The sequence below is a fragment of the Paenibacillus woosongensis genome, from assembly GCF_009725165.1.
GTDB classification, from domain to species: domain Bacteria; phylum Bacillota; class Bacilli; order Paenibacillales; family Paenibacillaceae; genus Fontibacillus; species Fontibacillus woosongensis.
This window is the reverse complement of the sequence record NZ_WNZW01000001.1, coordinates 1-25,183: the sequence shown is the minus strand read 5'-3', so window position 1 is coordinate 25,183 and position 25,183 is coordinate 1. Positions and strand designations below refer to the sequence as shown.

Annotated in this window: 24 protein-coding genes and 1 tRNA gene; 24 read left to right on the top strand and 1 reads right to left on the bottom strand. The window is 49.8% G+C overall.

Annotation, left to right across the window (positions count from 1 at the left end; translation table 11 throughout):
• Nucleotides 1–63: 63 nt before the first annotated feature.
• From fabD to trmD, 14 genes are all read left to right on the top strand, one after another.
• Complete coding sequence (gene fabD / locus GNP95_RS00125; protein ID WP_155608918.1) at nt 64–999, top strand: ACP S-malonyltransferase; 936 nt, start codon at nt 64–66, stop codon at nt 997–999.
• Nucleotides 1,000–1,060: 61 nt separating this feature from the next.
• Complete coding sequence (gene fabG / locus GNP95_RS00120) at nt 1,061–1,810, top strand: 3-oxoacyl-[acyl-carrier-protein] reductase (protein ID WP_155608917.1); 750 nt, start codon at nt 1,061–1,063, stop codon at nt 1,808–1,810.
• Between the two features lie 68 nt (nt 1,811–1,878).
• Nucleotides 1,879–2,112: an acyl carrier protein gene (gene acpP, locus GNP95_RS00115; protein ID WP_019638123.1), complete on the top strand. Its 234-nt coding sequence runs from the start codon at nt 1,879–1,881 to the stop codon at nt 2,110–2,112.
• Nucleotides 2,113–2,236: 124 nt separating this feature from the next.
• Nucleotides 2,237–3,475 carry a beta-ketoacyl-ACP synthase II gene (gene fabF, locus GNP95_RS00110; RefSeq protein WP_155608916.1) on the top strand — a complete coding sequence of 413 codons (1,239 nt, stop codon included), beginning with the start codon at nt 2,237–2,239 and terminating at the stop codon, nt 3,473–3,475.
• Between the two features lie 12 nt (nt 3,476–3,487).
• Nucleotides 3,488–4,186: a ribonuclease III gene (gene rnc / locus GNP95_RS00105; RefSeq protein WP_155608915.1), complete on the top strand. Its 699-nt coding sequence runs from the start codon at nt 3,488–3,490 to the stop codon at nt 4,184–4,186.
• 114 nt (nt 4,187–4,300) lie between these two features.
• Nucleotides 4,301–7,873 carry a chromosome segregation protein SMC gene (gene smc, locus GNP95_RS00100; protein WP_155608914.1) on the top strand — a complete coding sequence of 1,191 codons (3,573 nt, stop codon included), beginning with the start codon at nt 4,301–4,303 and terminating at the stop codon, nt 7,871–7,873.
• Nucleotides 7,874–7,954: 81 nt separating this feature from the next.
• Nucleotides 7,955–8,959: a signal recognition particle-docking protein FtsY gene (ftsY, locus tag GNP95_RS00095; RefSeq protein ID WP_155608913.1), complete on the top strand. Its 1,005-nt coding sequence runs from the start codon at nt 7,955–7,957 to the stop codon at nt 8,957–8,959.
• Nucleotides 8,960–9,006: 47 nt separating this feature from the next.
• Nucleotides 9,007–9,654: a PAQR family membrane homeostasis protein TrhA gene (gene trhA, locus GNP95_RS00090; protein WP_155608912.1), complete on the top strand. Its 648-nt coding sequence runs from the start codon at nt 9,007–9,009 to the stop codon at nt 9,652–9,654.
• A 221-nt stretch (nt 9,655–9,875) separates the two neighbouring features.
• A complete protein-coding gene (locus GNP95_RS00085; RefSeq protein ID WP_155608911.1) occupies nt 9,876–10,229 on the top strand; it encodes a putative DNA-binding protein in 354 nt (117 codons plus the stop codon).
• An 81-nt stretch (nt 10,230–10,310) separates the two neighbouring features.
• Nucleotides 10,311–11,690: a signal recognition particle protein gene (ffh, locus tag GNP95_RS00080; protein ID WP_155608910.1), complete on the top strand. Its 1,380-nt coding sequence runs from the start codon at nt 10,311–10,313 to the stop codon at nt 11,688–11,690.
• 49 nt (nt 11,691–11,739) lie between these two features.
• Entirely contained in the window at nt 11,740–12,012 is a 273-nt protein-coding gene (gene rpsP / locus GNP95_RS00075) for a 30S ribosomal protein S16 (RefSeq protein WP_019638109.1), read from the top strand.
• A 23-nt stretch (nt 12,013–12,035) separates the two neighbouring features.
• Entirely contained in the window at nt 12,036–12,266 is a 231-nt protein-coding gene (locus tag GNP95_RS00070; RefSeq protein WP_019638108.1) for a KH domain-containing protein, read from the top strand.
• Between the two features lie 118 nt (nt 12,267–12,384).
• Nucleotides 12,385–12,903, top strand: coding sequence for a ribosome maturation factor RimM (gene rimM / locus GNP95_RS00065; RefSeq protein ID WP_155608909.1), 519 nt, complete (start codon nt 12,385–12,387; stop codon nt 12,901–12,903).
• A 2-nt stretch (nt 12,904–12,905) separates the two neighbouring features.
• Nucleotides 12,906–13,655, top strand: a complete 750-nt coding sequence (gene trmD / locus GNP95_RS00060) for a tRNA (guanosine(37)-N1)-methyltransferase TrmD (RefSeq protein ID WP_155608908.1) — start codon at nt 12,906–12,908, stop codon at nt 13,653–13,655.
• A 120-nt stretch (nt 13,656–13,775) separates the two neighbouring features.
• Here the strand turns inward: trmD and GNP95_RS00055 are convergent, their stop codons facing one another.
• Complete coding sequence (locus tag GNP95_RS00055; protein WP_155608907.1) at nt 13,776–14,690, bottom strand: polysaccharide deacetylase family protein; 915 nt, start codon at nt 14,688–14,690, stop codon at nt 13,776–13,778.
• 1,019 nt (nt 14,691–15,709) lie between these two features.
• On the opposite strand from GNP95_RS00055, the gene GNP95_RS00050 reads away from it, so the two are divergent.
• The 10 genes from GNP95_RS00050 to GNP95_RS00005 all read left to right on the top strand — a co-directional run bounded on the left by GNP95_RS00050 (nt 15,710) and on the right by GNP95_RS00005 (nt 25,049).
• Entirely contained in the window at nt 15,710–15,952 is a 243-nt protein-coding gene (locus tag GNP95_RS00050) for a hypothetical protein (RefSeq protein ID WP_155608906.1), read from the top strand.
• A 262-nt stretch (nt 15,953–16,214) separates the two neighbouring features.
• Complete coding sequence (locus tag GNP95_RS26495) at nt 16,215–17,072, top strand: acyltransferase (RefSeq protein ID WP_330163197.1); 858 nt, start codon at nt 16,215–16,217, stop codon at nt 17,070–17,072.
• 579 nt (nt 17,073–17,651) lie between these two features.
• Nucleotides 17,652–17,725, top strand: a tRNA-Pro gene (locus tag GNP95_RS00040).
• 544 nt (nt 17,726–18,269) lie between these two features.
• Nucleotides 18,270–19,478: a DUF5780 domain-containing protein gene (locus GNP95_RS00035; RefSeq protein ID WP_155608905.1), complete on the top strand. Its 1,209-nt coding sequence runs from the start codon at nt 18,270–18,272 to the stop codon at nt 19,476–19,478.
• A 180-nt stretch (nt 19,479–19,658) separates the two neighbouring features.
• Complete coding sequence (gene rplS / locus GNP95_RS00030; protein ID WP_155608904.1) at nt 19,659–20,003, top strand: 50S ribosomal protein L19; 345 nt, start codon at nt 19,659–19,661, stop codon at nt 20,001–20,003.
• Between the two features lie 102 nt (nt 20,004–20,105).
• Nucleotides 20,106–20,729, top strand: a complete 624-nt coding sequence (gene lepB, locus GNP95_RS00025) for a signal peptidase I (RefSeq protein ID WP_155608903.1) — start codon at nt 20,106–20,108, stop codon at nt 20,727–20,729.
• A 39-nt stretch (nt 20,730–20,768) separates the two neighbouring features.
• On the top strand, nt 20,769–21,632 hold the full coding sequence (gene ylqF, locus GNP95_RS00020; RefSeq protein WP_155608902.1) for a ribosome biogenesis GTPase YlqF: 864 nt from the start codon (nt 20,769–20,771) through the stop codon (nt 21,630–21,632).
• A gap of 137 nt (nt 21,633–21,769) precedes the next feature.
• A complete protein-coding gene (locus GNP95_RS00015; protein ID WP_155609952.1) occupies nt 21,770–22,744 on the top strand; it encodes an MraY family glycosyltransferase in 975 nt (324 codons plus the stop codon).
• Nucleotides 22,745–22,912: 168 nt separating this feature from the next.
• On the top strand, nt 22,913–23,533 hold the full coding sequence (locus tag GNP95_RS00010; RefSeq protein ID WP_155608901.1) for a ribonuclease HII: 621 nt from the start codon (nt 22,913–22,915) through the stop codon (nt 23,531–23,533).
• A 115-nt stretch (nt 23,534–23,648) separates the two neighbouring features.
• Nucleotides 23,649–25,049, top strand: coding sequence for a hypothetical protein (locus GNP95_RS00005; protein WP_196427018.1), 1,401 nt, complete (start codon nt 23,649–23,651; stop codon nt 25,047–25,049).
• Nucleotides 25,050–25,183: the final 134 nt, after the last annotated feature.

Here is a 25,183-nt window from a genome sequence, read left to right as displayed (position 1 = left end):
GCGAGAGAGCGTAACTACGTTCTTTGCATGCTTTTTATAGAGTGAAGGAGTGCTGACGAATTTATGGGTAAGCTGGCATTTGTATTTCCGGGTCAAGGTTCGCAAAGCGTAGGAATGGGTCAGGACATCTATGAATCTGTTCCGGAATCCCGGCAGCTGTTCGAGCAGGCCGATGAGATTCTTGGCTTTCCGTTGACTCGTCTTATTTTTGAAGGCCCGGATACGGATTTGAAGCAGACGACGAATACGCAGCCGGCGCTGCTGACGACAAGCGCAGCGTTATATCAGGCTTTGGCGGCTAAAGGAATCAAGCCGGACTTCGTAGCGGGACACAGTCTCGGGGAATACAGCGCACTTACGGCAGCTGGAGCGCTCAGTTTCAGCGACGCTGTCGCGACTGTACGGGCGCGGGGCGAGTTCATGGAGCAAGCCGTTCCAAGCGGCCAAGGCGCGATGGCTGCGGTACTTGGCGGGGAGCGTGAGGCACTAGCCGCCTTGTGCGCCGACATTACAGCTGGAGGAAGCCTGGTAGAGCTGGCGAACGTCAATTGCCCGGGCCAAATCGTAGTTTCCGGCAGCAAAGCAGGCGTAGATGCCGTCGTCCAGCGCGTCAAGGAAATTGGCGCCAAACGGGCGATTCCGCTTGAAGTTAGCGGCCCGTTCCATTCGTCGCTCATGAAATCGGCAGCGGAGAAACTGGCCGGAAAGCTGGAACAGATTGCCATTGGCGATGCATCGATCCCTGTTGTAGCCAATGTTACGGCAGACTCAGTGCAGCGGGGTGGGGAGATTTCCCGTTTGCTTGTGGAACAGGTATATTCGCCGGTTCTATGGGAGGACAGCGTTGCTTGGCTGATCGAGCAGGGCGTAGATACCTTCGTGGAAATCGGTCCCGGCAGCGTATTAACCGGGCTGATCAAGAAAATTAACCGGGGCGTAACAACATATAACGTGAATAGCCTGGAGAGCTTGGAGCAGGCGGCAGCCGCGCTGCTGTAGCTTGCGATAGGCGGTCCAATACTGTGACGGCTCAGTATATCCTAGGAAAGGAGAGAGTATAATGACGAAATTGCTTAGTGGTCAGGCAGCTCTAGTTACAGGCGCCTCCCGCGGCATTGGACGCGCTATTGCGCTGGCGCTTGCGGAAGCGGGCGCAAACGTGGCCGTCAATTATGCGGGCAATGAGGAAGCGGCGGCTCGCGTCGTCGCCGAAATCGAGGCTCTCGGCGTTCAGGCTTTCGCTGTCAAAGGGCATGTCGGGGATAGCGCTCAATTCGAGGCGATCGTCAAGCAGACCTTGGATACTTGGGGCCGAATCGATATTCTGGTGAATAACGCTGGAATTACTAGAGATAATCTAATTATGCGGATGAAGGAAGAAGAGTTCGACGCCGTCATCGAGACGAATCTCAAAGGCGTATTCAACGGCATCAAAGCGGTTACCCGCCCGATGATGAAGCAGCGCTCCGGCCGTATTATCAACATTTCGTCTGTAGTGGGCGTGCTAGGAAATGCCGGACAGGCCAACTACGTGGCGGCCAAGGCGGGTGTAATCGGCCTGACGAAATCGTCCGCCCGCGAGCTGGCTAGCCGGAACATTACAGTGAACTGTATTGCACCGGGATTCATTGCGACGGATATGACAGATCAGCTGCCGGAAGATCTGCGGCAGAATTTGCTCAGCGATATTCCGTTAGCGCGTCTTGGGCAGCCGGAAGAAATCGCGAAAGTCGCGGTATTCCTGGCTTCCGACGCAGCGTCTTATATGACGGGTCAGACCCTGCATGTAGACGGCGGGATGTATATGTGATTTCGAGTCTCGCTTCTATGGCATTTTGATTTTAATTTTCGTATAATACGAAGGAGGAGGTGAACCGGATGTCCGATGTATTGGAGCGCGTAAAACGCATTGTAGTGGATCGCCTCGGCGCAGATGAAGCTGAAGTGACGCTTGAAGCGTCTTTCAAAGATGACCTGGGTGCTGATTCGCTGGATGTAGTCGAATTGGTCATGGAACTCGAAGATGAATTCGATTTGGAAATTTCAGATGAAGATGCTGAGAAGATTACGACCGTAGGTGAAGTTGTAAACTACATACAATCTCATACCTAATGTCATTCAAAGTCCCGTACCTCCTTTGTAGGCGGGACTTCTCCTCATCTTAGCAAATCATCAGATTTACATTAGTTATTCACATTACTGTATTGCACATGCGATCTAGACGAGGTGAGTGTGTTTGAAGCATAGAGTGGTAGTAACCGGTATGGGAGTCGTTACATCCCTCGGTCAAGACTTGGATACGTTCTGGAATAATCTCATGGCGGGAAAATCGGGGGTATCCGCGATTGAATCGTTCGACGTTAGCGAATATCCGACCCGGATCGCCGCTTCGGTGAAGGACTTCAATGCCGAAGATTACGTAGACCGCAAGGAAGCGCGCAAGATGGACCGCTTCGTACAATTTGCAGCGGCGGCGGCTACGAGTGCTATTAAAGACAGCGGCCTCGTGATTGGTGAGCAGGTTGATCCTGAGCGCGTCGGCGTTATTATCGGTTCGGGGATTGGCGGACTGGGAACCTGGGAAGATCAGCATAACATTTTGCTGCAAAAAGGCCCAAAACGCGTAAGCCCTTTCTTCATTCCGATGATGATTGCGAACATGGCTTCCGGCCACGTGTCGATACTGTTCGGTGCGAAAGGACCAAACAGCACAGCTGTAACGGCGTGCGCGACCGGAACTCATTCCATTGGCGATTCGTATAAATTAATTCAGCGTGGCGATGCCGATGTCATGATTTGCGGCGGCGCAGAAGCAACGATCAGACCAACCGGTCTCGCCGGATTCTGCTCGATGCGGGCGATGTCAACCCGTAATGATGAGCCTGAGAGAGCAAGCCGCCCGTTTGATACGGGACGCGACGGCTTTGTCATGGGCGAAGGCTCGGGGGTTCTCGTGCTGGAGTCCTTGGAGCACGCGCAGAAGCGCGGAGCGAAAATTTACGCGGAAGTGATCGGTTACGGGTTAAGCGCTGATGCGCATCATATGACCGATCCAGATCCAAACGGTGCGCGCCGATGCATGGAGATGGCCATTCGCGAAGCGGGCATTAACGTTAGTGAGGTTGATTATATCAATGCCCACGGTACGTCAACTCCTGCAGGCGACCGCTCCGAGACGATCGCGATCAAAGAGGCGCTGGGAGATCATGCGCGTAAAGTGGCCGTCAGCTCGACGAAATCGATGACAGGTCATTTGCTCGGCGCAGCGGGCGGCGTGGAGGCCGTTATTTGCGGTCTGACGATCAAGAACAGCAAAATTGCACCAACGATCAATCTGGAGAACCAGGATCCGGAATGCGATTTGGATTACGTGCCAAATGTAGCGAGAGCTGCAGATGTCAGTGTAGCTATGTCCAACTCCTTCGGGTTCGGCGGTCACAATGCCACTATCGTTCTGAAGAAATTTGAAGCATAAGGGGTCAGTCTGTTGAGTGGAGATCTGAAGCAGTTACAGCACAAACTTCAAATTGTATTCCAAAACCGACAGCTGTTGAAACAGGCCTTTACCCATGCATCATATGTGAATGAACATCGGTTCAGCCAGCATCAGGATAACGAACGCCTGGAGTTTCTGGGCGACGCTGTCCTGGAGCTGACGGTATCCGAGCATTTGTATCGGATGTTTCCGGATCGTCCAGAGGGAGAACTGACCAAGCTTCGCGCAGCTATCGTATGCGAGCCATCACTTGTGAAGTTTGCCGAAAGCCTGGAATTCGGCAAATACGTATTGCTGGGGAAGGGTGAGGAATTAACCGGCGGACGGACTCGTCCGGCGCTGCTGGCTGATGTGTTCGAGTCGTTCATCGGCGCCCTCTATCTGGATCAGGGGTTGAAGGCTGTTAATGCTTTCCTTCATCAGCATGTATTCACTCAGTTTACGCTTAACGGGAAGCTGCAGACGACCGATTTCAAGACGGAGCTGCAGGAGCTCACCCAGCATCACAACATGGGCGTGCTGGAGTACCGTATCATTGAGGAGCGTGGACCGGCTCATGAACGGGAGTTCGTCTCCGAGGTGTCCATGGATGGCCGCGCGCTGGGGCAAGGAACTGGACGTTCCAAGAAGGAAGCTGAACAGCAGGCTGCCGCAGTGGCGCTAGAGCGTTTGAAATCTTTAAATGAATGACAATCAAATGATGTTTTAAGGATCGTCCCCGCTGCTTGCTGCACGGGGGCTTTTTGCTTGTCCCCATAAGCTTTTTTGTATGTTACAATAGTTGGTAGAGGTGATCGTGAAGGTATGTTTTTGAAACGAATCGAGTTATCAGGATTTAAATCTTTTGCCGACAAAACGGAAATGGAATTCGTGCGCGGCATTACGGCTGTAGTTGGCCCCAACGGCAGCGGAAAGAGTAACATCTCCGACGGCATACGCTGGGTGCTGGGCGAGCAGAGTGCCAAATCGCTCCGCGGCGGCAAGATGGAGGATATCATTTTTGCGGGCAGCGACGCACGTAAAGCGGTGAACTATGGAGAAGTCTCATTAACCCTCGACAATACGGACCAAGCTCTTCCGCTCGACTTCAGCGAAGTTACCGTAACCCGCCGGGTTCATCGCAGCGGGGACAGCGAATATATGATCAACAAGCAATCCTGCCGTTTGAAGGATATTACCGAGCTGTTCATGGATACGGGGATCGGGAAGGAAGCTTATTCGATTATCGGCCAAGGGCGGATTGAAGAAATTTTAAGTACGCGTTCCGAGGATCGAAGAGGGATTTTTGAGGAAGCCTCCGGGATTGTGAAATATAAAAGCCGCAAACGGGATGCACGGCGCAAACTCGATGATACGGAACAAAACCTGCTGCGTATTCACGATCTTGTCAGTGAACTTGAGGACCAAATCGGCCCTTTAAAGGAGCAGTCTGAGAAAGCGCTCCGCTATAAAGAGCTCCGCGAGGAGCTGAAGCATAAGGAAATATCGCTCTATGTCCACCAAATCGAGAAAATCCACGAGAACTGGAGCGAGGCGAACGACAAGCTGGCCAAACTGCAGGAGGAGCAGCTTGCGCTATCGACAATCGTATCGGCTCACGATGCTAAGCTCGAGAGCGACCGGTTGGCGCTTCGCCAATTGGAGGAGCATATCGATGAACTGCAGGGGCAGCTTCTGGAGTACAGCGAGAGCTTTGAGAAGAGCGAAGGCTTCGGCGAGGTGCTGCGGGAGCGCGAGAAGAACCTGATTCAGAACCGGGAGCAGCTGCGCCAGTCACTTGCTGTCAATGAAGAGCGCTATGCACAGCGTGCGGAGGAACTGAATGCTTTGTCCGCGAAGTTTGCGGAGGCCGAGAAGCAGCTGAATGAGCTCAGAACCGAGTTATCGGCCGAGGAAGTGAAGCTCGTAGGTGTTACTGGCGGGATCAGCCAAGCTCAGGAGGAAGCGCTCAAGGGGCAATTGCTCGAAACGATGAATCAAATGGCCGAAGCACGCAATGAGATCCGCTATGCCGACCAACAGAAGGAAAGCGTTCAGCGGCGGATGGACCGGTCGGAGGAGGAAGGCGCAAAATGGCGGGATGAGCTGGAGCGTCTGAAAGGCAGAAAAACCGAGCTTGAGAAGGTGCTGGAGCGTCTTGCCAAGGAGATCTCTGACCTGCGCAGCCGTTACATTACGGAGAGCGAGCGGCAGCAGTCTCTGCAGAAGCTGGCCGAGGAAAGCTCTGCGAATATACGTAAATGGGAGCAGCGGCGGGAAGCGCTGATTTCTCGCCGGGATACGATGAAGGAGATGGAGGAGGACTTCGACGGCTTTGCCCTGGGGGTAAAGGAAGTGCTGAAGGCCTCGCGTAAATCGCTGCTAGGCGGCGTCCACGGCGCCGTAGCCGAGCTGATCCAGGTGCCGGAGAAGCTGGAGCTTGCTGTCGAGACTGCGCTTGGAGCCGCGATGCAGCATATCGTCATGGAGAATGAAGCCGTTTCCCGGCAGGCGATCGCGTTCTTGAAGCAGCGCCAGCTTGGACGGGCTACTTTCCTGCCGCTCGATGTCATACGTCCCCGGCAGATGTCCGCAGCGGATAAGAGGACGATGGAAGAAGCCGAGGGCTTCATCGGCATCGGCGCTGAGCTTGTAGGCCACGACCCCCGCTATGCGAACATCGTCGGCAGCCTGCTGGGTAATGTCGTGTTCGCAAGCGACCTGGAACGGGCGAACAAGATGGCGGCGCGCTGCCAATACCGTTTCCGGATCGTCACCCTGGAGGGCGACGTCGTTAATGCCGGCGGTTCGATGACCGGGGGAAGCCAGCATCGCAAGAATAGTAATCTGTTAGGGCGTAAGCGCCAGCTCGAACAGCTCGCTGCAGATATCCGTGAAAGCGAGGATATGCTGGAGAAGCTAAGAAACGGACTTAATGATGTTCGCGGTCAAATGAAGCAGTGCGAGCAGGAGCTGGAGAAGCTGCGTGAAGCTGGCGACGGAAAGCGTACGGAAGAGCAGTCGCAAACGAGTGAGCTTAAGCAAGTAGAGCATGAGTGGAGGCACGTCTCCGAGCAATTCGAGCTCTACGGGCAGGAGAAGGGGCACTATGTTCAGGAGCTCGGTGAGCTGGAGAAGAGCAAAGCCTCTGCGGAAACGAGACTGAAGGACCTGGAAAAGGAAGAACAGACGATCCGGCAGTCGATTCAAGCTGCCGAGTTTGCCCGCAAAGCGAATGAATCCGTCAAGGAAGAGCTGCAGCATCAATTGACCGGACTTAAAGTACGCGAGGGCAAGCTCGATCAGGAGTGTCATTCCCTCCGCGAGCAGCTGCAGCGTTCGCAGGAAGAGTTTGAGATTCAGAAGAAGGAACTGGAGCAGAACCGCAGCATATTACAAGCGATCGAAGCCGACTTGAAGCAAAATGAACTGCAAAGCGTCAAGCAGCGGGAAGAGCTGAACGACTTCAAGCTGAAGAAGGAGCGTACTAGCGAGCAGCTTGACATGGAACGTGCATCGCGGAGCGTGCTGGTGAAGAAACTGGAAGATGGCGAGAGTGAAACCAAGGAGCAGAGAGTCGGCCTTAAGGCCGTCGAAGAACAGCTGCGCCAGACGGAGATTCAAGCGAACCGGCTGGATGTGGAGCTCGACAACATTCTGCACAAGTTAAGTGACGAATATGAGCTCAGCTTTGAGCTAGCGAAGCAGCGTTACGCCGTTCCTGAGGATGTCCCGCAGACACAAGCGGAAGTCAAAGAGCTGAAACGCCAAATTACGCTTCTGGGAGAAGTGAATTTGGGAGCGATTGACGAGTATGAGCGTGTCTCTGAACGCTACCAGTTCCTCAGCGAGCAGAAGGATGACCTTGTGGAAGCCAAGGCGACGCTGTACCAGGTCATAAAGGAAATGGATGACGAAATGTCCAAGCGCTTCAAAACGACCTTCGATGCGATTCGCCGCGAATTCGGCACGGTATTCACCAAGCTGTTTGGGGGCGGCCGTGCGGATCTTGTCCTGATTGATCCGGATAATCTGCTCGAGACCGGGATTGACGTTGTCGCCCAGCCGCCGGGCAAGAAACTGCAGAACCTGCAGCTGTTATCCGGGGGAGAGCGGGCTTTGACGGCAATGGCCCTTCTCTTTGCCATCCTGCACGTCAAGCCGGTGCCGTTCTGCGTGCTTGACGAGGTAGAAGCAGCGCTGGATGAAGCGAACGTGGCAAGATTCGCCCAGTATTTGCGCGAATTCTCCGAGCAAACCCAGTTCATCGTCGTGACGCACCGCAAAGGGACGATGGAAGAGGCGGATGTTCTCTACGGTGTCACGATGGAGGAAGGTGGAGTGTCCAAGCTCGTCTCCGTCAAGCTGGAGGATGAGGAAACGGTGGAAATTGCTTGAGCGGCCCAGCCGTGGCATAATTAGATCAGCGAGATTATAGCTTGATATTGGATCAGGGATGATTACTTAAGGAGGAACCTCATGAGTTTCTTTAAAAAATTAAAAGATAGCATCGCCTCCAAGACGGAGGCGGTGACGAAGCAGTTTAAGGACGGGCTTGAGAAGAGCCGCAAAGGCTTCGTCGAGAAAGTAGCCGATCTCGTCATCCGGCGGAAGAAGATCGATGAGGAATTTTTTGAGGAATTGGAAGAAATATTAATCGGGGCGGATGTCGGCGTAAATACCGTGATGACCTTGATTGACGAACTGCGCAGTGAAGTGAAGAAACGGCGGATCGAGGACGCGGCGGAGCTGCAGCCGATTCTGTCCGAGAAGCTCACGGAGCTGCTGCGCGGCGATGAGGATAATGAGATGAGGCTGAATCCCAACGGAATCAGCGTCTTCCTGTTCGTTGGCGTCAACGGCGTTGGGAAGACGACTACGATCGGCAAGCTGGCTCACCATTACAAGCAGCAGGGCAAGAAAGTCCTCCTTGCTGCGGGAGACACGTTCCGTGCAGGTGCGATCGAGCAGCTAGAGGTATGGGGCGAGCGCGTCGGCGTAGATGTGGTCAAACAGCAGCCTGGTTCCGACCCGGCGGCGGTTATGTATGATGCCGTGCAGGCGGCGAAACAGCGCGGCGTAGATATTCTTCTGTGCGATACGGCAGGGCGCCTGCAGAACAAGTCGAATTTGATGGAGGAGCTGAACAAAATCTACCGGGTCATTCAGCGGGAGATTCCCGATGCCCCTCATGAAGTGCTGATGGTGCTGGACGCCACGACTGGACAGAACGCGCTCAGCCAGGCGAAGCTGTTCGGCGAGAAGAGCGGCGTGACCGGGCTTGTGCTGACGAAGCTTGATGGTACAGCCAAAGGCGGCATCGTCGTCGCGATTCGTCAAGAACTCAGCCTTCCGGTGAAGTTCGTTGGTCTTGGAGAAAAAATGGAGGATTTGCAGAAATTCGATTCTGAGCAATTCGTCCACGGCCTGTTTGCCGGTCTGATTCAGGAAGAGGAAGAAGCTGCGGAAACCAGCGGCGAGTAACGGCAGATCAGAGAGAAGCATATTAAAAGGATAGGAGGCGATACAGTATGGCTAATACGCATACTTATCCGCGCAGGGAGGAAATCGCCAATGCCATCACCCATGGGATTGGATCTGTACTTAGCGTAGCCGCGCTCGTTCTGCTCATCGTATTCTCGAGCTTGAAGGGGACGGCCTGGCATGTAGTCAGCTTTACAATTTATGGGATTACCATGCTTCTGCTGTACGTTTGCTCTACTCTCGTACACAGCTTCAAGGAAGGCAAAGTGAAGGATTTGTTCGAATTTTTCGACCATTCCTCGATTTACCTTTATATCGCCGGAACGTATACGCCATTTTTGCTTGTGGCGATTCGCGGACCGCTTGGATGGAGCCTGTTCGGGGTAATTTGGGGCATTGCCATACTCGGCGTGCTGTTTAAGGCATTCTTCGTCAAACGATTTTTGTTCATGTCCACATTTTTCTATTTGATCATGGGCTGGCTGATCGTTATCGCCTGGGGACCGCTTACGGCTGCGGTGCCTTCGGAAGGGATCGTGCTGCTGGTAGCTGGGGGCATTCTATATTCGCTGGGCACGATATTCTATGTGTGGCGAGCATTTCCTTACCATCATGCGATTTGGCATCTGTTCGTGCTTGGGGGCAGTGTAACGCATTTCTTCGCTATTTTACTGTACCTGCTGCCGAAATGGTAAGGCTTAACTCGTAGCGAATCGTTACGAAGATCCCTATTCCAGCGAGGCCGCTGTCGTTCAAACGGACAGCGGCCTTGCACTTTTCAGAAGAAAAATGCTTACAGCCAAAGCGTTAATCATATGTTAAGGGAAAGTACTTGACATCCTACTTTTGATTATGTATCATAAAGAACGTTGATGCGCGCTGTAAAGTGTTTTTCCTTGACGGAGGGAGTGCCCATATGAGTCAGGAGAATAGGCTTGAGAAGACGAATCGGATCAACCTTTTGTTTGATTTCTATGAGAAGCTGCTAACAGAGAAGCAGCAGACGTTCCTTAAATATTATTTCCACGATGATTTCTCGCTTGGCGAAATTGCCGCCGAGTTCGGAATCAGCAGACAGGCCGTTTATGAGCATATCAAACGTGCTGAAGGCATGCTGGAAGTTTATGAGGAGAAGCTCAGGCTGCTCCATAAGCATGAGGAACGAAGCGCCGTGCTTGTCCGGCTGGGAGAAATTATCGCAGGTAGCGAGCTGCCCGCCGTACATAAAGAAGAAGCAAGGAACTTGCTCGACCAAGCTGAGCAATTATGATAAGATAAGCCGACTTCCGTCGGCTTGCCGGAAGTATTCAATTTTGAAAGTATTCAATCCTTGAAGCGGAGGTGACCGAAGATGGCTTTTGAAGGTTTAACGAACCGATTGCAGAGCGTATTCAGCAAGCTGCGCGGCAAAGGCAAGGTATCGGAGGACGATGTCAACGAAGCTATGAGAGAAGTGCGGCTCGCGTTGCTAGAAGCGGACGTCAACTTCAAAGTGGTCAAGGAATTTATCTCCAAGGTGAAGGAGAAGGCCGTCGGCAAGGAAGTGATGGACAGCTTCACGCCGGGCATGGTCATTATTGATATAGTTAACAAAGAGCTAACCGAGCTGATGGGCGGCAGTCAAGCGAAGCTGGCGAAGAGCAACCGTCCGCCGACCGTTGTGATGATGGCGGGCCTGCAGGGTGCGGGGAAGACGACAACCTCGGCCAAGCTGGCCAAGCTGTTGCTGAAGGGCAACCATCGTCCACTGCTTGTGGCCGGGGATATTTACCGCCCGGCTGCCATTAAGCAGCTGCAGGTGCTTGGTGAACAGATCAAGGTGCCTGTATTCACGCTCCCGGAAGGTAACAGCCCGGTGGAGATTGCCCGTCAGGCGCTGCAGCATGCGAAGGACAACGGCAATGATTACCTGCTCATCGATACAGCGGGACGACTGCATGTTGATGAGGAATTGATGGAAGAGCTCCGCCAGATTCATGAGGTGACGCAGCCGGATGAAGTGCTGCTTGTCGTCGATGCGATGACCGGTCAGGATGCCGTTAACGTGGCCGAGAGCTTCAATCAACAGCTCGAGCTGACAGGTGTTGTGCTGACCAAGCTGGACGGCGATACCCGCGGCGGTGCAGCATTGTCGGTCAAGGCCGTTACCGGCTGCCCGATCAAGTTTGCAGCGCTTGGCGAGAAGATCGACGCGCTTGAACCGTTTCACCCAGAGCGGATGGCTTCACGGATTCTCGGCATGGGCGATATGCTCTCGCTGATTGAGAAGGCTCAGTCGAATATCGACACTGAGAAAGCGAAGGAAATGGAACGCAAAATGCGTAATGCAGAGTTTACGTTCGATGATTTCCTGGAGCAAATGGAACAGGTCAAGAAGCTGGGGCCTCTGGACCAGATTATGGACATGATTCCCGGCATGGGCAAGATGAAGCAGATGAAAGATATCAAGGTCGATGAGAAGCAGATGGGCCGTGTTGAGGCGATTGTCCGCTCCATGACCAAGGAAGAGAAGCAGAATCCGGATATGATCAACCACAGCAGACGCAAGCGTATCGCTGCAGGTAGCGGCACAACGCTCGCCGACGTGAACCGGCTGATCAAGCAGTTCGATGAAATGCGCCGGATGATGAAGCAGTTCTCCGACATGATGGGGTCGAAAGGCAAGGGCTCGAAAATGATGAAGCAAATGCAGGCCAAAGCCGGCAAAGGAATGCGGTTTCCATTCCGTTAAGCCGTAAGAATAGGATTTGAATTTGATTCTTTGAAGGAGGTGAATTTTCATGGCAGCTCGTATTCGTTTGAAACGCATGGGTGCTCATAAAGCTCCTTTCTACCGTATCGTGGTTTCGGATTCCCGTTCCCCGCGTGACGGCCGCTTTATCGAGGAAATTGGTTACTACAACCCGGTCGCTGAACCGGCAGCAGTAAACATTGACGAAGAGAAAGCGTTGAAATGGCTTCAAAACGGTGCGCAAGCATCTGATACTGTTCGCAACTTGCTTAGCAAAGCAGGCGTAATGAAGAAATTTCATGAGCTTAAGCAGCAGAAATAATTGCTGATTCGGAGGGTCCCTTTATGGAACAATTAGTCGGCGTTATTGCGAAGGCTCTTGTTGATCATCCGGACGATGTCCGTGTGGAGGTCGTAGAGAAGGAACACCTGATTGTGTACGAACTGTCCGTGCATCCTGACGATGTGGGGAAAGTGATCGGCAAGCAGGGTAGAATCGCTAAGGCGCTCCGCACGGTTGTGGCATCGGCAGCCGTTAAGATGGATAAGCGGGTCACCGTGGATATCATATCTTAAAAATATACGAAAGAGGGTTAGGATGACTGTCCTAGCCCTTTTTCGTACATGCTGAAGCTGAAGCCGGAAATAGAGTTATGAGAAAATAAACGATAAATTTTTTATTAAGGAGGATGTTATGTCGGATTCATTGCTGTCAGTTGGCAAAATAGTTAATACACACGGCATCCGCGGAGAACTGAAGATGATTTCCAGCACGGATTTTCCGGAGGTGCGCTTCGCCCCGAAAAGCCAGTTGATCCTGGTTCATCCAGAAACCGGGGAACAGGTTCAAGTCACTGTGGCTTCTGCACGCCCTAATAAAGGGACGTTCATCGTTCGTTTTACAGCATACGACAATATTAATCAGGTTGAAAAATTCAAGGGGTTTGATGTGAAAGTCAGCAAAGAGGAGTCCATTGAACTGCCGGATAACGAGTATTATTTTTATGAAATCATCGGCTGCCGCGTCATTAATGAAGAAGGGGAAGAGCTTGGCGTCATAGAAGAGATTCTTCGTCCGGGTGCAAATGATGTATGGGTGGTCAAAATGCCTTCCCGCAAGGAGCTCCTGCTTCCTGTTATAGATGATGTCGTGCTTGACGTGGACGTGAAGGCGAAGCTGGTTAAAGTTCATCTTATGGAAGGACTGCTGTAAGCATGAGAGTGGATGTGTTGACACTGTTTCCGGAGATGTTCACGGGCGTGTTTGGAACGAGCATTCTCGGCAAAGCTCAGGACAAGGGAATCGTTTCTTTAAATCCGGTTAATTTTCGTGATTATGCTGGAAATAAACACGGTACGGTGGACGATACGCCGTACGGTGGAGGCGGAGGAATGGTGCTGAAGCCTGATCCGATTTTTCGTGCGGTCGAAGATTTGTTGTCCGGCAAGCCAGCGGATGCCCCGGCTCCCCGAATTATCCTGATGTGCCCGCAGGGCGAGAGCTTCACGCAGCGCAAAGCGGAGGAACTGGCCGAGGAGAAGCATCTTATCTTTATTTGCGGACATTATGAAGGGTATGACGAACGAATCAGGGAGCACCTGATTACGGACGAGCTCTCGGTCGGGGACTACGTTCTAACGGGAGGCGAGCTGCCAGCAATGGTTGTCGTCGACAGCGTTGTCCGTTTGCTGCCGGGCGTGCTTGGAAACGAGACCAGCGCAGTCACTGACTCCTTCAGCACGGGGCTGCTGGAATATCCGCATTATACCCGGCCGGTGGAGTTCAGGGGCTGGAAGGTGCCGGATATTCTGCTTAGCGGACATCATGCGAACGTAGCGGATTGGCGTCGGAAAGAGGCGCTGCGCAGAACGTGGCTGCGCCGTCCTGATTTACTGGAGCATGCCGAGCTTACGCCAAAGGATCAAAAATGGCTGGATGAAATCCGAGCGGAGCATGAGGAATAGAAATTTATAGAGAAAACATCCGGAAAAACCCTCGCCAGCGGCGAGGGTCATTTTGTATTGTAAATTGGCGGTTAATCGTGGTGGTGTATTCTTTGAAAGAACGCTGATCGACATTGTCTCTTAATGCCCGCCTTGCAACAGCTCCGCAAAATCGGTTGCCGTGGTCACCGTAAGGCGATTGAGCCTCATGAGAGAATCGCCGGGTTTAACGAAGCCTTGGAGGACAGTAAAGGCCATCCGGTAATTGTTTTCTTGCAGCGAATAAACCATTTGCGTGCTTTTCTCGCCGAAAGGGTAGGCAAAATACGGGCTGTCGATGCCAAGTTCTTTCATTTTGGCGATATCAGCTTTCAGGCTTTTTGTATCGAATCCTGTGGCATAATCCAGTCCGCATTTCTTAAACCCTTTTTGATGCAGGTCATACGTGTGGCTGTGGTATTCAAATACGTCAGAAGAAGCCTTGATTTCCTCAAAGGAGAGGAAGCTCTTCTTGGCCGGATCAAATGGCGATGTCTCTTGCTGTATTCTGCTGCCGATGACGAAGATGGTCGCTTCGAAGCCGTATTTTTTCAAAATAGGATAAGCATAAATATAATTGTTCTGGTAGCCATCATCGAACGTAATTACTACGGTTTTGGCAGGCAGGGATGTTTTGCCGAGCACATACTGCTCCAATTCTTCCATAGTCGCCGTATAGTAACCTTGCTCGTGCAAGTAATTCATATTTTTCTCGAAGGCTTCCAGGGTGATGATCGAATTATTGTCCGGTTGATCGTTATTGGCCTGTGGCGTAATGTAATGATACATAAGAACAGGAACCTGCTCGGCGGTGCCAGGCTGGATCAAGAAATTGGCCGGAAGCTTCTGGCTGCCGTCCTGACGAGGATGAGTCATTACAAAAGCTTGATCCTTGACCAAGCTCCAAGAGCTGCAGGCTTTACGCGAGAGAACGGTACCGGGATTGGCTACAGCCACAGCGTAAAGGATGATGATGAAAGCTAGCGAAATCAAAGCATATTTCTTAAAACGATGCATAATGACTCTCCTTTTTCAATAACTTACCACTCTATTGTATATGAAACCAGGTATGGAAAAGGTTTAGAAAAAGTAAACAATTCAATAATTTTTTATGCAGGACTGACACTTGTTTGCCGAATGCCGAATATGATGAATATGCACGTATATTTCTTGCTGGAAAACAAATCATAAGATGGGCAGTACTGTTTCAGGGTTGAAGCTTCTGGTTAAATAACTAGAGGCACCTAATCACGTTTATTCGTTTGGGAGGCAGAGCTTCATGGAACAGACAGAGCAGAATGAGCAACAGCAGTCTCAAGATCATGGAAGAAGAGAAGACGATCGTATGCTGACGGTAGACGATATCCTTGAATTTTACACCGGCCGCCGGAATTAGCTTTTGCAGCGAAGGAGGTACTTGAATGTTAAGTGAATACTTAATTGACCCCATAGACGCGGAATTTGAATTACTGAACGAGAACTTGCCATATGATTGATGATAGGGTGATAAGTCCGACTATAATAAGAGCGTTTACAGTGAGAATGGACACTGCAAACGCTCTTTGTCTTTAGGGCTGTATGCATACTGGACATTAACCTGTGAAGTATGCTAATATTTCTCATGTATGAAGGGATTTTACTAGGTTCAGGTCTTCATTGCTTAACCCTGTCATATACATATTAATCTAATCGGGTATGGCGCAGTCAGGTGGCGCGAACCCTTGGGGTTTAAATTTCGCAATTTTTCGCTTGATTTGCGTTATAATAAGCGTTTGACGAACGGTGAACGATGCGATTACACACGCGGAGTGCGCCGGACGACTTCGTAATTATCAGCGCGTCTTTTAGCGGTAATATACGCTAAGAGGCGTTTTTGTTTTGTTGGATGAACGGATTGGAAAATGGCCACGATTTGACCGCGTAACGTACGATGCGGATCGCTCTCTCGCGACGTGCTTAGCGTATTCTACCAGACAAAAGTTGTGGTGAAAAGATCGGCGGGCACTCTCGAAACGTACCAGGAAAACTTCGAGTACATGGACTTGTTCGCATTCGAGAAAACGGTAAGCATTGTTGCCGGAGATGTTGCGTTCGCATATGGCGTGGTTAACGGAGTAGCGGAATTGGGACGGCCATCCGCAAAAAAACGAGGAAAAATGCCGAGTAGTGGTGCTTTAAAATTTCAACCTGGAAAAGTTTATCGTACCACTGAAAAAATCGAACTGCCTATCGGAGAAAAGCTGCCTTTGCATACGATTCTGGTTCGGGGGCATATTTAGAAGTACTCTAATTAATCCTTCCAATGATTTTGCTTTACGGTTTTAACGGTATCCGATAGATGGTTATACGAGATGTCAGAATTGGCGCGCATGGACCGTTGGCGTATATATGGTGGACTTTCGAATGTTTCTGACGGATGTGTTGTCATGTATTTTGACAATAACCCAAATCGGGAGAGCGTACACTAATTTGACAATCGAAAGCGTATAGGGATTGGTAAAACATCAATGAAAACACACATAAAGATAGGTGGTAATAAAGTTGACTAACAGGGTGCTAGGGTTCATAGAGGGAATAAAATCTGTCGAGGGTGGTCTTTTAAGAATCTACGGCTGGGCGAAGCATCCTCACAAAAACGTGCCTGCTCAGCTAGTGGAAGTAGTTGATCAAAGTAATAACACTATTGCGACTTCTATCCCGAATAAACAAAGAGTAGATGTGCAAAACTCGTATAACAATCCCGGTCTGCTACTTACGGGCTGGGAAGTAAATGTCGATCAAAGCAAATTAAAAGGCGCGTCAGAGCTACACGCTTATGCGGTTGAAGGTAGGAATAGATACAAGTTAAGCGGGATTGTAAAACCTCAATCAAATAAAGGGACAATGTTTGCTGGTTACCATATTGACACTCTTATAAAAAGAGGGCTCAAGGTAGGTAAAAATTTTAACCTGCAGGCCGAGTGCTTTATCGACTTTCCGCATTGTTGGTTAATCACGATAGGAGATAATGTAACGTTTGCCCCAAGGGTTCATATTCTTGCTCACGACACTAGCGCTAGAACGTTTTTAGGGCATACAAAAGTAGGCCTTGTAAACATAGGCAATAGAGTGTTCGTTGGTAACGATGCTATTATTATGCCAGGCGTTTCTATCGGAGATGATGTGATAATCGGTGCGGGCAGTGTTGTGACAAAAGACGTGCCGAGCGGAAGTGTGTACGCCGGGAATCCGGCTAAGCTTATATGTACGACGAAAGAGTATTTAAATAAAACGAAGGAATTATTAGGAGAAACTCCTGTTTTCGGCTCGGAGTATACAATTGAAAAAGGTATTACAGAGGACATGAAGCAGCATATGATCCGGCGATTGAAAGAGTCGGGCGGCGTTGGTTTTATTTAATTATAGGGCTTGGTTATCATTGTAGAAAAGACTCCGTTAGTATAAGCGGAGTCTTTTTCGCGTTCATAGAAACGGAGGTGATTCGCAATCCTGCGCATTTACCAAAAGGAGTCCTTTCGTCCGCATACGACGTCCAGCGGTGACATGCATTAATTCAGACTATTCGCTGACATTTCAAGTCCTGATGACCTCCGAAGGACACAGACCCGCGGAGTAAAATTCGTTGGGTCTGCGCCTTTTTTCCGTTAAATGCGGGAGAGTAGTTCTTTGCGCTTTTCCTCGTAATCTGTATCAGATATTATAGAATAGTCTCTTCAATTTCTTTAGCGCTTCAAAAGCGTCTTCATTTCTTTGTATGCTGCTGATATTGAGGTAGTGGTAACTACAACATGGGGCTCGCTCCGTAAGAGTGGCTTGACAATCTCGACACCTGTACACGGAAAGGATCGTGTTTCTTCTATATATAAATAACGCAAGGGTGCGTCTATAGGTATTGCATGGATGAGCGCCTGTACGGTATAATGACGGTACTGCGTATGACGATTGCTTACATAACGCTAAAAATAACGTTTATAAAATCGGGGTATGGCGCAGTCAGGTAGCGCGCACCCTTGGGGTGGGTGAGGCCGTGGGTTCGAATCCCGCTACTCCGATTAAGCCTTTACATTAAGGGTTTAGGTCACTATCTAAAGGTAACTTTAGATAGTGGTCAACCCGAGACTCATTTTTGCACTTGCAAATCACAACCTAACGGATTATTAAATCCAGAAGGGTGTGATTTTTTTACTTAAATTTGCATCAAAGGATTTCATTGAAAGTTCGTAGTAAAGAACGTTTCATCTTATACTTTAGAAAGGTATAAGCAAACACTGGAGATTTTCAGCAGTTTGCCGCTAATGAGGATCTTCTCAATGTGAGGACGTAACGAGCAACATCAATCACACTATACAAATGTTGGCATATTATCGGCAAACTAACCATTCAAAAACCTTTTTTACTGTGTTTTATCTAAGCGATAGCCTATGAGGGGCTGCAACATACTCCATTTATATGAACTGAAAAGAATTCTAAAGTCACGATCGTTACATTAAAATAGTTTCTCTGGACTACTGCTCTGTTATTTACATAATTCCATAGACCTAATTTGTCGCAAGTGATATGATAATGGCAAATATTAGGTTGGAGGGATTGTAGTACATGACAAAATGCAATAATTGTGGTCATGAGTTATCTGATGAAAGTTTATTCTGTAACAAGTGCGGGTCAAAAATCGGTGTTAGTAATAATAATCGGAAATTGTTTTCTTTGAAGAACAGAAAATGGTTATATTTATCAAGTTCATTAGCTGTAGTTATTTTGGTTGCAGGTGTACTATATTTGGTTAATAGCAATCCTATACATACATTTAAGAAATCTATTCAAGAAAGTAGTTATAAGGATGCAATAGATATTTACAATAAGGAAATCAAAGGAAACACAAAAAGGGAAACTGAGGTGGAAACATATCTTGAATCGGACCTCATTAAAATCCAGCAAGATTTTGAAAATGAGAAAATTAATTTTGATAATGCCATAAGCAAAATAAATACTATAGAGAAAACGAAATTACTTACTTCTAAAGTTTCTGAAGTTCAGAATAAAATAAACTCTTTAAATGATTCCAGAATAGCATTTAAAGCAGGTAATGAACTAATAAAAAGTAATAATATTAAAGATGCACTTGTTGAATTAAAAAAAGTTTCAGAGGATGATTCCAAGAATTATGAAATTGCGAACGATTTAATTGAAAAATCTTCGAGTGAATATAAGAATATTATTCTTAAAAATGCTGAAAAAGCTGCATCCAATAATAAATTTGAAGAAGCACTAAATGAAATAAATCAAGGATTAAGCGTCATGCAAAATGATTCTGATTTAATCGCAAAAAAATCTGTCTATGAAAAGAAAAAAGAAGAGCAAATTGAAAATGAAAGAAAAATAAAGATGCAAGAAGCAAAAGATAAACAAGAGGTTATTGTAGAAAAAGCAAGTATTAAAATCCAGAGTACCGAATATAAAGCGTTGTATCCTGATATGATACAAGTAATAGTTAGAAACAAATCTAATAAGACAGTTAAGAATATGGTGGTTGTTAGTTTGGGATTTGATTCTAATGGATTACCGGTAAAAATCAGAAATCAATACTCATCTGAAGGCGATTATGCTTATGAAGGATATGCGGAGAATGTTAACATAGTAACGAATGCTACCTTCGGTAAAGGCAAAGGTTGGTCTATTCATGAGAACCTAGGAATTAAAACTGTCCTTTCTTGTGTAAAAGAGGTTGAATACTACGATGGGACAACTTGGGAGAATGAATATTATAATTATTGGCTCGACGAATTCAAGGAAAAGCCATTGCATTAAATCTATCTTTTATCCTTAATAATAAGGGTGTCAGAAGCTCTTAATTTAACTTGCTAACGCTGGTTAAATGTGATAAAATTTTTCTTGTTGTGAATTCGGTGGTCCGCTGCGGATGATGAGGGAGAACAATGGGTTCTCCGGAAGAGGCAAGAACACCTGAGTGGAAGGAGGGAGTCATAGATGAATATCGTACAAGCGATTACGCAAGAACAACTTCGCAAAGATATTCCGAGCTTTCGTTCCGGTGACACTTTGAAAGTGTTCGTTAAGGTTATCGAGGGATCTCGTGAGCGTATCCAGCTGTTTGAAGGTGTTGTAATTAAGCGTCGTGGCGGCGGAATCAGTGAAACTTTTACAGTTCGTAAAATTTCTAACGGTGTTGGCGTGGAAAGAACTTTCCCGCTTCATTCCCCGAAACTCGATAAAATCGAAGTGGCTCGCCGTGGTAAAGTGCGTCGTGCGAAGCTATACTATCTTCGTGAACTGCGCGGTAAAGCAGCTAGAATTAAAGAAGTGCGTCGTTAATTCGTTAACGATCAAGGGGGGCTTGTATTATTCAAGCCCCTTTACTATTTTTTCTGACTGTCGTCACGCTACATATTCCATGACAAAGTGAGGTTGCGAACTATGGAACAGCAATTTCAATCGGAAACGGGTCAATCGGGCGCTGCGCAGGATCCGCCAAGTAAAGAAAAAAACGAGGCTTTGGAGTGGCTAAAAGCGATAGTAATTGCTGTCGTACTGGTTCTTGTCATCCGTTGGCTGTTGTTTGCTCCTTTTATTGTGGATGGAGAGTCGATGCAGCCTAACTTTCATACAAGCGAGAGAATCATCGTTAACAAAATTCTTTATGATATCCGTGGACCAAAGCACGGCGAGGTCGTCGTGTTCCATGTACCTTCGCAGGGCCGTGATTTCATTAAGCGGGTCATCGGCGTTCCTGGCGATACGGTTCAGGTCGAAGGCGATACGGTAATGGTAAACGGGAAAGTCGTAGACGAAACTTACATTAAAGATGTCGTAAATGAGAAGCATAACAATAATCAGCTTTATAATACAGAAGGAAATTTCCCGAATGAATTCGTTCCAGAGAGCACGGTTCCGGAGGGTCATATCTTCGTGCTTGGAGATAACCGCTCCAACAGTACGGATAGCCGCCGAATCGGCTTTGTACCCTACAAGGATATTGTAGGGAGGGCGGATCTCGTGTTCTGGCCTTTGAAGGATATTAAAGTGATTAAGCATAAATGAATGCCCGGAAGCGGGAGCAACGGGAACTGAGGTGATGACATGACGATACAGTGGTTTCCCGGACATATGACAAGAGCGCGCCGTCAGATTCAGGAGAAGCTGAAGCTGATCGATGTCGCAATAGAACTGGTGGATGCGAGACTGCCGTTGTCTAGCCGCAATCCAATGATTGACGACATACTGCAGGGCAAGCCGCGGATGATCCTGCTCAATAAAGCGGATTTGGCAGACCCGGCGGTTACGCGAGAATGGATTGATTATTTCAAACAAGAAGGCTATGCCGCTGTGGCTATAGATGCTTCCACAGGCCAGGGCGTCAAGGAAATTCCGGCCATGGCCAGGGAACTGCTTCAGGATAAGATCGAGAAGCAGCTGGCTAAGGGCGTAAATCCGCGAGCGATCCGGGCGCTGATCGTTGGAATTCCAAACGTCGGCAAATCCACGCTGATCAACCGGATGGCCGGGCGAAATATTGCGGCGACCGGGGATCGGCCGGGCATTACAAAGGGACAGCAGTGGATCAAGGTAGGCACGGAGATGGAACTGCTCGATACGCCGGGGATATTATGGCCGAAATTTGAAGATCAGAACGTGGGTTACCGCTTGGCAATGACTGGGGCGATCCGTGAAGAAATACTGAACATCGAGGATATTGCTTTTTTTGCGGTAAAATATTTAGCGAAGTATTACTGGGAGCCGCTCGCTGAACGATTCGAACTCGAAGAGGCCCCGCAGGATTTTGAGAATCCGGATGAAATCGTGGCCGTAATGGAAGCCGTAGGACGTAAGCGCGGCTGTCTGGTCAGCGGCGGAAGGGTGGATCTTGAGAAAGCTTCCAGCGTGTTATTGCGCGAGCTTCGGGCCGGGAAGCTAGGAAGATATTCCCTGGAGTCCCCATACTGAATCCATGCTTAGACCGTCTTCCCACAAGGGAAGGCGGTTATTTTGTTAGATGAAAAGTACGGTCTGCCTGGGCAGCGAGTTACCTAGAATATCGACAATCCTCCGTTAAGATTGTATAATCTTGTTGATTATACTTGATGGTGGTGTTGATCATTTTATACGTAATTTCGTTAATCATGTCGTTTCTTATCGTATATTTGCTTATTCCTCCGTTCGGGAGATTGGCTTTTCGGCTCGATTTCGTAGATAAACCCCGGAAGGATGTGGAGCGCAAGCTGCACCGGGAGCCGATTCCGCTTACGGCAAGCTATGTTATTTTCATTGGCTTTTTTGTTACATATTTAGCTGTCGGCAGAGAGTTCAACATGGAGACGCTGGCGATATTTATCGGCGGAGTATTGCTGCTGATCATCGGTACACTCGATGATTGGTACAAGACGAAAGGGAAGGATTTTCCGGCTCTTCCCAAGCTGATCGTTCAAGTATCGGCTGCCGTGATCGTATATGCGTCAGGCATTTCGTTTACAGGTTTTTTTAACCCTTTTTCCGGAGAATATGTGGTGCTGCCGGGCATATTGCAATTTCTTCTGACGATTCTATGGATTTTCGGAGTAACGACCGTTATTAATTTCTCGGATGGCCTGGACGGGCTGGCCGGCGGGCTATCGGCCATTTCTGCCATTACCCTGTTTATCGTTGCTTTAACTAAAGGACAGTCGACTTCTGCCATCATGGCGATCACCCTTGTCGGGGTAACGCTGGCTTATCTGCGCTACAACAAGCCACCAGCCAAAATCTTTATGGGGGATGCCGGGGCGACGTTTCTTGGCTTCATATTAGCGGTAATCGCGCTGGATGGGGCATTTAAGCAAGCTACGGTACTATCGCTCTTTATACCTGTATTGGCGCTTGGCGTGCCGATATTCGACAATATCTTTGTTGTGATCAAACGGTTCCTGCAAGGAAAGTCCATTTACGAGGCGGATGCGAGCCAGGTGCATTATCGCTTGCTGCGGGCGGGTCTCACCCACCGGCAAACGGTCATGTTTTTAATGCTGATTAGCACTTGTCTTTGCCTTTCATCGATAATCCTGCTCCTTATCCAAACTTAAATTTACGTCAGGCCGGGAGAAGCGCCCCGGCCTTTTATTTTGCCTAAAGTCTATATAATTGAAGCGCAATTTCCGATATTACTGATATAACCTTACACGGGAACGGAATTTGCTTGTGTGATTTGTTGTATTGTTGGGACGGTGGGTTTGCAAATACAAGGAGGCATAATGAGTGATTTACTAACTTATGAAAAAGAATATTGGCAGCGCTCGTTCCAGTATATTGCGGGAATCGACGAGGTCGGCCGGGGCTGCCTGTTCGGTGATGTCGTCGCTGCAGCAGTTATTTTACCGCATGGATTAATATTAGAAGAAGTTAATGATTCCAAGAAGCTGACTGCAAAAAAGCGTGAGAAATTGTTCGATATAATTATGAAAGAAGCGCTGGCCGTAGGCACGGGATTCATCGATGCGGAAACTATTGACCGTCTTAATATCAAACAGGCAACACGCCTGGCAATGAAGCATGCGGTAGAGCAGCTTGCAATTAAGCCGGATTTTCTGCTCATTGATGCGGAGAAGGTCGACGTCGATATCGAGCAGCTGGCGGTGATAAAAGGGGATGCGGTAAGCCAGTCTATCGCCGCGGCCTCGATCGTGGCAAAAGTAACTCGAGATCGATTATGCGAAGGCGAGTGGGATGTTCGATATCCGGAATACGGCATCGCCGCGCATAAAGGTTATGCGACCAAGCTGCATCGGGAACGGATACAGGCTCTTGGTCCAACACCCATGCATCGCAAGAGTTTTATGCGCAATTTATTCGTACAGGAACAGACGTTGTTTTAAAGACAAGTAAGCTTCTAAAGGTAAGCGCACTGCACAACGTTTTACGCTTCTTACTAGACCCGTCTTGAGTAAGGCGGGTTTTCCGTATCATTGATGTGAATACAGGAGGATGCTCATGAATATCGGACCGCTGATGCGCAGTCTTATGGGAGATTCCCGGCCGGGAGAACCTCGGGCGTTAGAACTTAAAACGGGGCAAATCGTGAGAGGGACTGTGCTAAGTGTCTCGGAGGATGGACAGGAAGCGGTCATACAGGTGCAGGGCGTGAAGCTTCACGCCGCCCTGGAGACGCCGCTTCGCCAAGGGGAAACGACGCTGCTGCAGGTTCAGCAGCCGTCAGCTGACGGGTTGGCCGTATTAAAACCTGTCGGCTCCAACACGGCCGCACCGATGTCCGCTGCTTCTTTAGCGAATGCCCTGGCCGCTATGGGACTGGAGGATACGGCGGCAAACCGTGAGCTGGTGCAGATGATGCGGGCTAGCGGCCTGCCTTTAACCAAAGAGAGCCTGCACACTCTTCAGCAGTTAACTTTACATAAGCCGCAAGCCGTGCCGATGTCGGAATGGATTCAAGCAGCGGGAATTGCACTGGGACGGGGACTTCCTATGACCGGAGAGACGGTGGCGGGACTGCATCAGGCTGTATTCGGCCCGCCGCTTCATGAGCTGTTAACCACGCTGGAGGAATTACTCAGTAATTTAGTGCGTTCGGCGGAAGCGAATGGGGCCAAGGAGGCTGCTGGAAATCGGGCGTTACCGGCTCAAGCGCAGGGGCAGGCGTGGGCTGGCCAACCGAACGCTCAAACAGGCAATGCAGTGTCAAGCCAGGCTCATGCTGGCAATGCTTCGTCGTCTTTGGCTCACGCGGCGGCAACTGCTGGCAGCCCGGCAGGCGGATTGCCAGCCGGGCAAGCGGCGCAGGGCGGACAGGCTGCAATGCCAAGCGCAGGGCCATCTGCTGAAGCGCTGGCAGGCAAGCTGCAGCAGATGCTGCATGAGCTGCGCGCCGCCATATCGCTGCCAGGCGGAGCAGCTGCGGCGGAGCGCGGCGCGGCCAGCAGCGCACCGCAGCAGAGCCCGGCCGCCGCGCCAACCGCCGCTGCAGGCACCGCTGCCGCTATGCCTGCGGCGGCGGCGCCTGCAGCGCAGGCGCAAGCGCAAGGCGAAGTGCCCGCAGGGCCTTCGCCCGCGCTGCTGACGCGTCCCGCCCCCGAGGCGGAGCCGTGGGTGGGACGCGTGCTCAAGCTGCTCGGTGCGGAGCACGAGCAGCAAGTGCTGCGCGCTGCGCCAAGCAGCGCGCAGGAGGCGCCGCCAGCCGCAGGCGCGGCGCAGCGGGCTGCCGCCGGAGGCGCGGAGGCGCCAGGCGGCAGCGGGGCGGGCGGCCGCAGACCGGCCGGCAGAGGCGGAACGAGGAGAGCGAAGGGGGCGGCAGAAGGACGACAGCAGAGGCCCGGGAAGGAAAAGAGAAAAAAGAAGAAGAGAAAAAGAGAAAAAGGGAGGAAGAGGGGAAAGTAAGGACCACATCCAGCATATCGGTCAGCACATTGCCATTATGGGATTTGGACTTCAATTCCAAACCGGTGTATAAATCGGGATCATCGCCCAGCCACATCAAATCGCTGCCGCTCCCTGTCATTACGCCTTTATAC

Excerpts from the sequence above, each read along its gene's own strand:
- ffh (WP_155608910.1), top strand. The coding sequence starts at position 10,311 with ATGGCTTTTGAAGGTTTAACGAACCGATTGCAGAGCGTATTCAGCAAG.
- acpP (WP_019638123.1), top strand. The coding sequence starts at position 1,879 with ATGTCCGATGTATTGGAGCGCGTAAAACGCATTGTAGTGGATCGCCTC.
- GNP95_RS00070 (WP_019638108.1), top strand. The coding sequence starts at position 12,036 with ATGGAACAATTAGTCGGCGTTATTGCGAAGGCTCTTGTTGATCATCCG.
- fabD (WP_155608918.1), top strand. The coding sequence starts at position 64 with ATGGGTAAGCTGGCATTTGTATTTCCGGGTCAAGGTTCGCAAAGCGTA.
- ylqF (WP_155608902.1), top strand. The coding sequence starts at position 20,769 with ATGACGATACAGTGGTTTCCCGGACATATGACAAGAGCGCGCCGTCAG.
- GNP95_RS00005 (WP_196427018.1), top strand. The coding sequence starts at position 23,649 with ATGAATATCGGACCGCTGATGCGCAGTCTTATGGGAGATTCCCGGCCG.
- GNP95_RS00085 (WP_155608911.1), top strand. The coding sequence starts at position 9,876 with ATGAGTCAGGAGAATAGGCTTGAGAAGACGAATCGGATCAACCTTTTG.
- ftsY (WP_155608913.1), top strand. The coding sequence starts at position 7,955 with ATGAGTTTCTTTAAAAAATTAAAAGATAGCATCGCCTCCAAGACGGAG.
- GNP95_RS00015 (WP_155609952.1), top strand. The coding sequence starts at position 21,770 with ATGGTGGTGTTGATCATTTTATACGTAATTTCGTTAATCATGTCGTTT.
- rplS (WP_155608904.1), top strand. The coding sequence starts at position 19,659 with ATGAATATCGTACAAGCGATTACGCAAGAACAACTTCGCAAAGATATT.
- GNP95_RS00035 (WP_155608905.1), top strand. The coding sequence starts at position 18,270 with ATGACAAAATGCAATAATTGTGGTCATGAGTTATCTGATGAAAGTTTA.
- lepB (WP_155608903.1), top strand. The coding sequence starts at position 20,106 with ATGGAACAGCAATTTCAATCGGAAACGGGTCAATCGGGCGCTGCGCAG.
- trmD (WP_155608908.1), top strand. The coding sequence starts at position 12,906 with ATGAGAGTGGATGTGTTGACACTGTTTCCGGAGATGTTCACGGGCGTG.
- GNP95_RS00010 (WP_155608901.1), top strand. The coding sequence starts at position 22,913 with ATGAGTGATTTACTAACTTATGAAAAAGAATATTGGCAGCGCTCGTTC.
- trhA (WP_155608912.1), top strand. The coding sequence starts at position 9,007 with ATGGCTAATACGCATACTTATCCGCGCAGGGAGGAAATCGCCAATGCC.
- GNP95_RS00055 (WP_155608907.1), bottom strand. The coding sequence starts at position 14,690 with ATGCATCGTTTTAAGAAATATGCTTTGATTTCGCTAGCTTTCATCATC.
- fabG (WP_155608917.1), top strand. The coding sequence starts at position 1,061 with ATGACGAAATTGCTTAGTGGTCAGGCAGCTCTAGTTACAGGCGCCTCC.
- GNP95_RS00050 (WP_155608906.1), top strand. The coding sequence starts at position 15,710 with ATGGACTTGTTCGCATTCGAGAAAACGGTAAGCATTGTTGCCGGAGAT.
- rimM (WP_155608909.1), top strand. The coding sequence starts at position 12,385 with ATGTCGGATTCATTGCTGTCAGTTGGCAAAATAGTTAATACACACGGC.
- smc (WP_155608914.1), top strand. The coding sequence starts at position 4,301 with ATGTTTTTGAAACGAATCGAGTTATCAGGATTTAAATCTTTTGCCGAC.
- rpsP (WP_019638109.1), top strand. The coding sequence starts at position 11,740 with ATGGCAGCTCGTATTCGTTTGAAACGCATGGGTGCTCATAAAGCTCCT.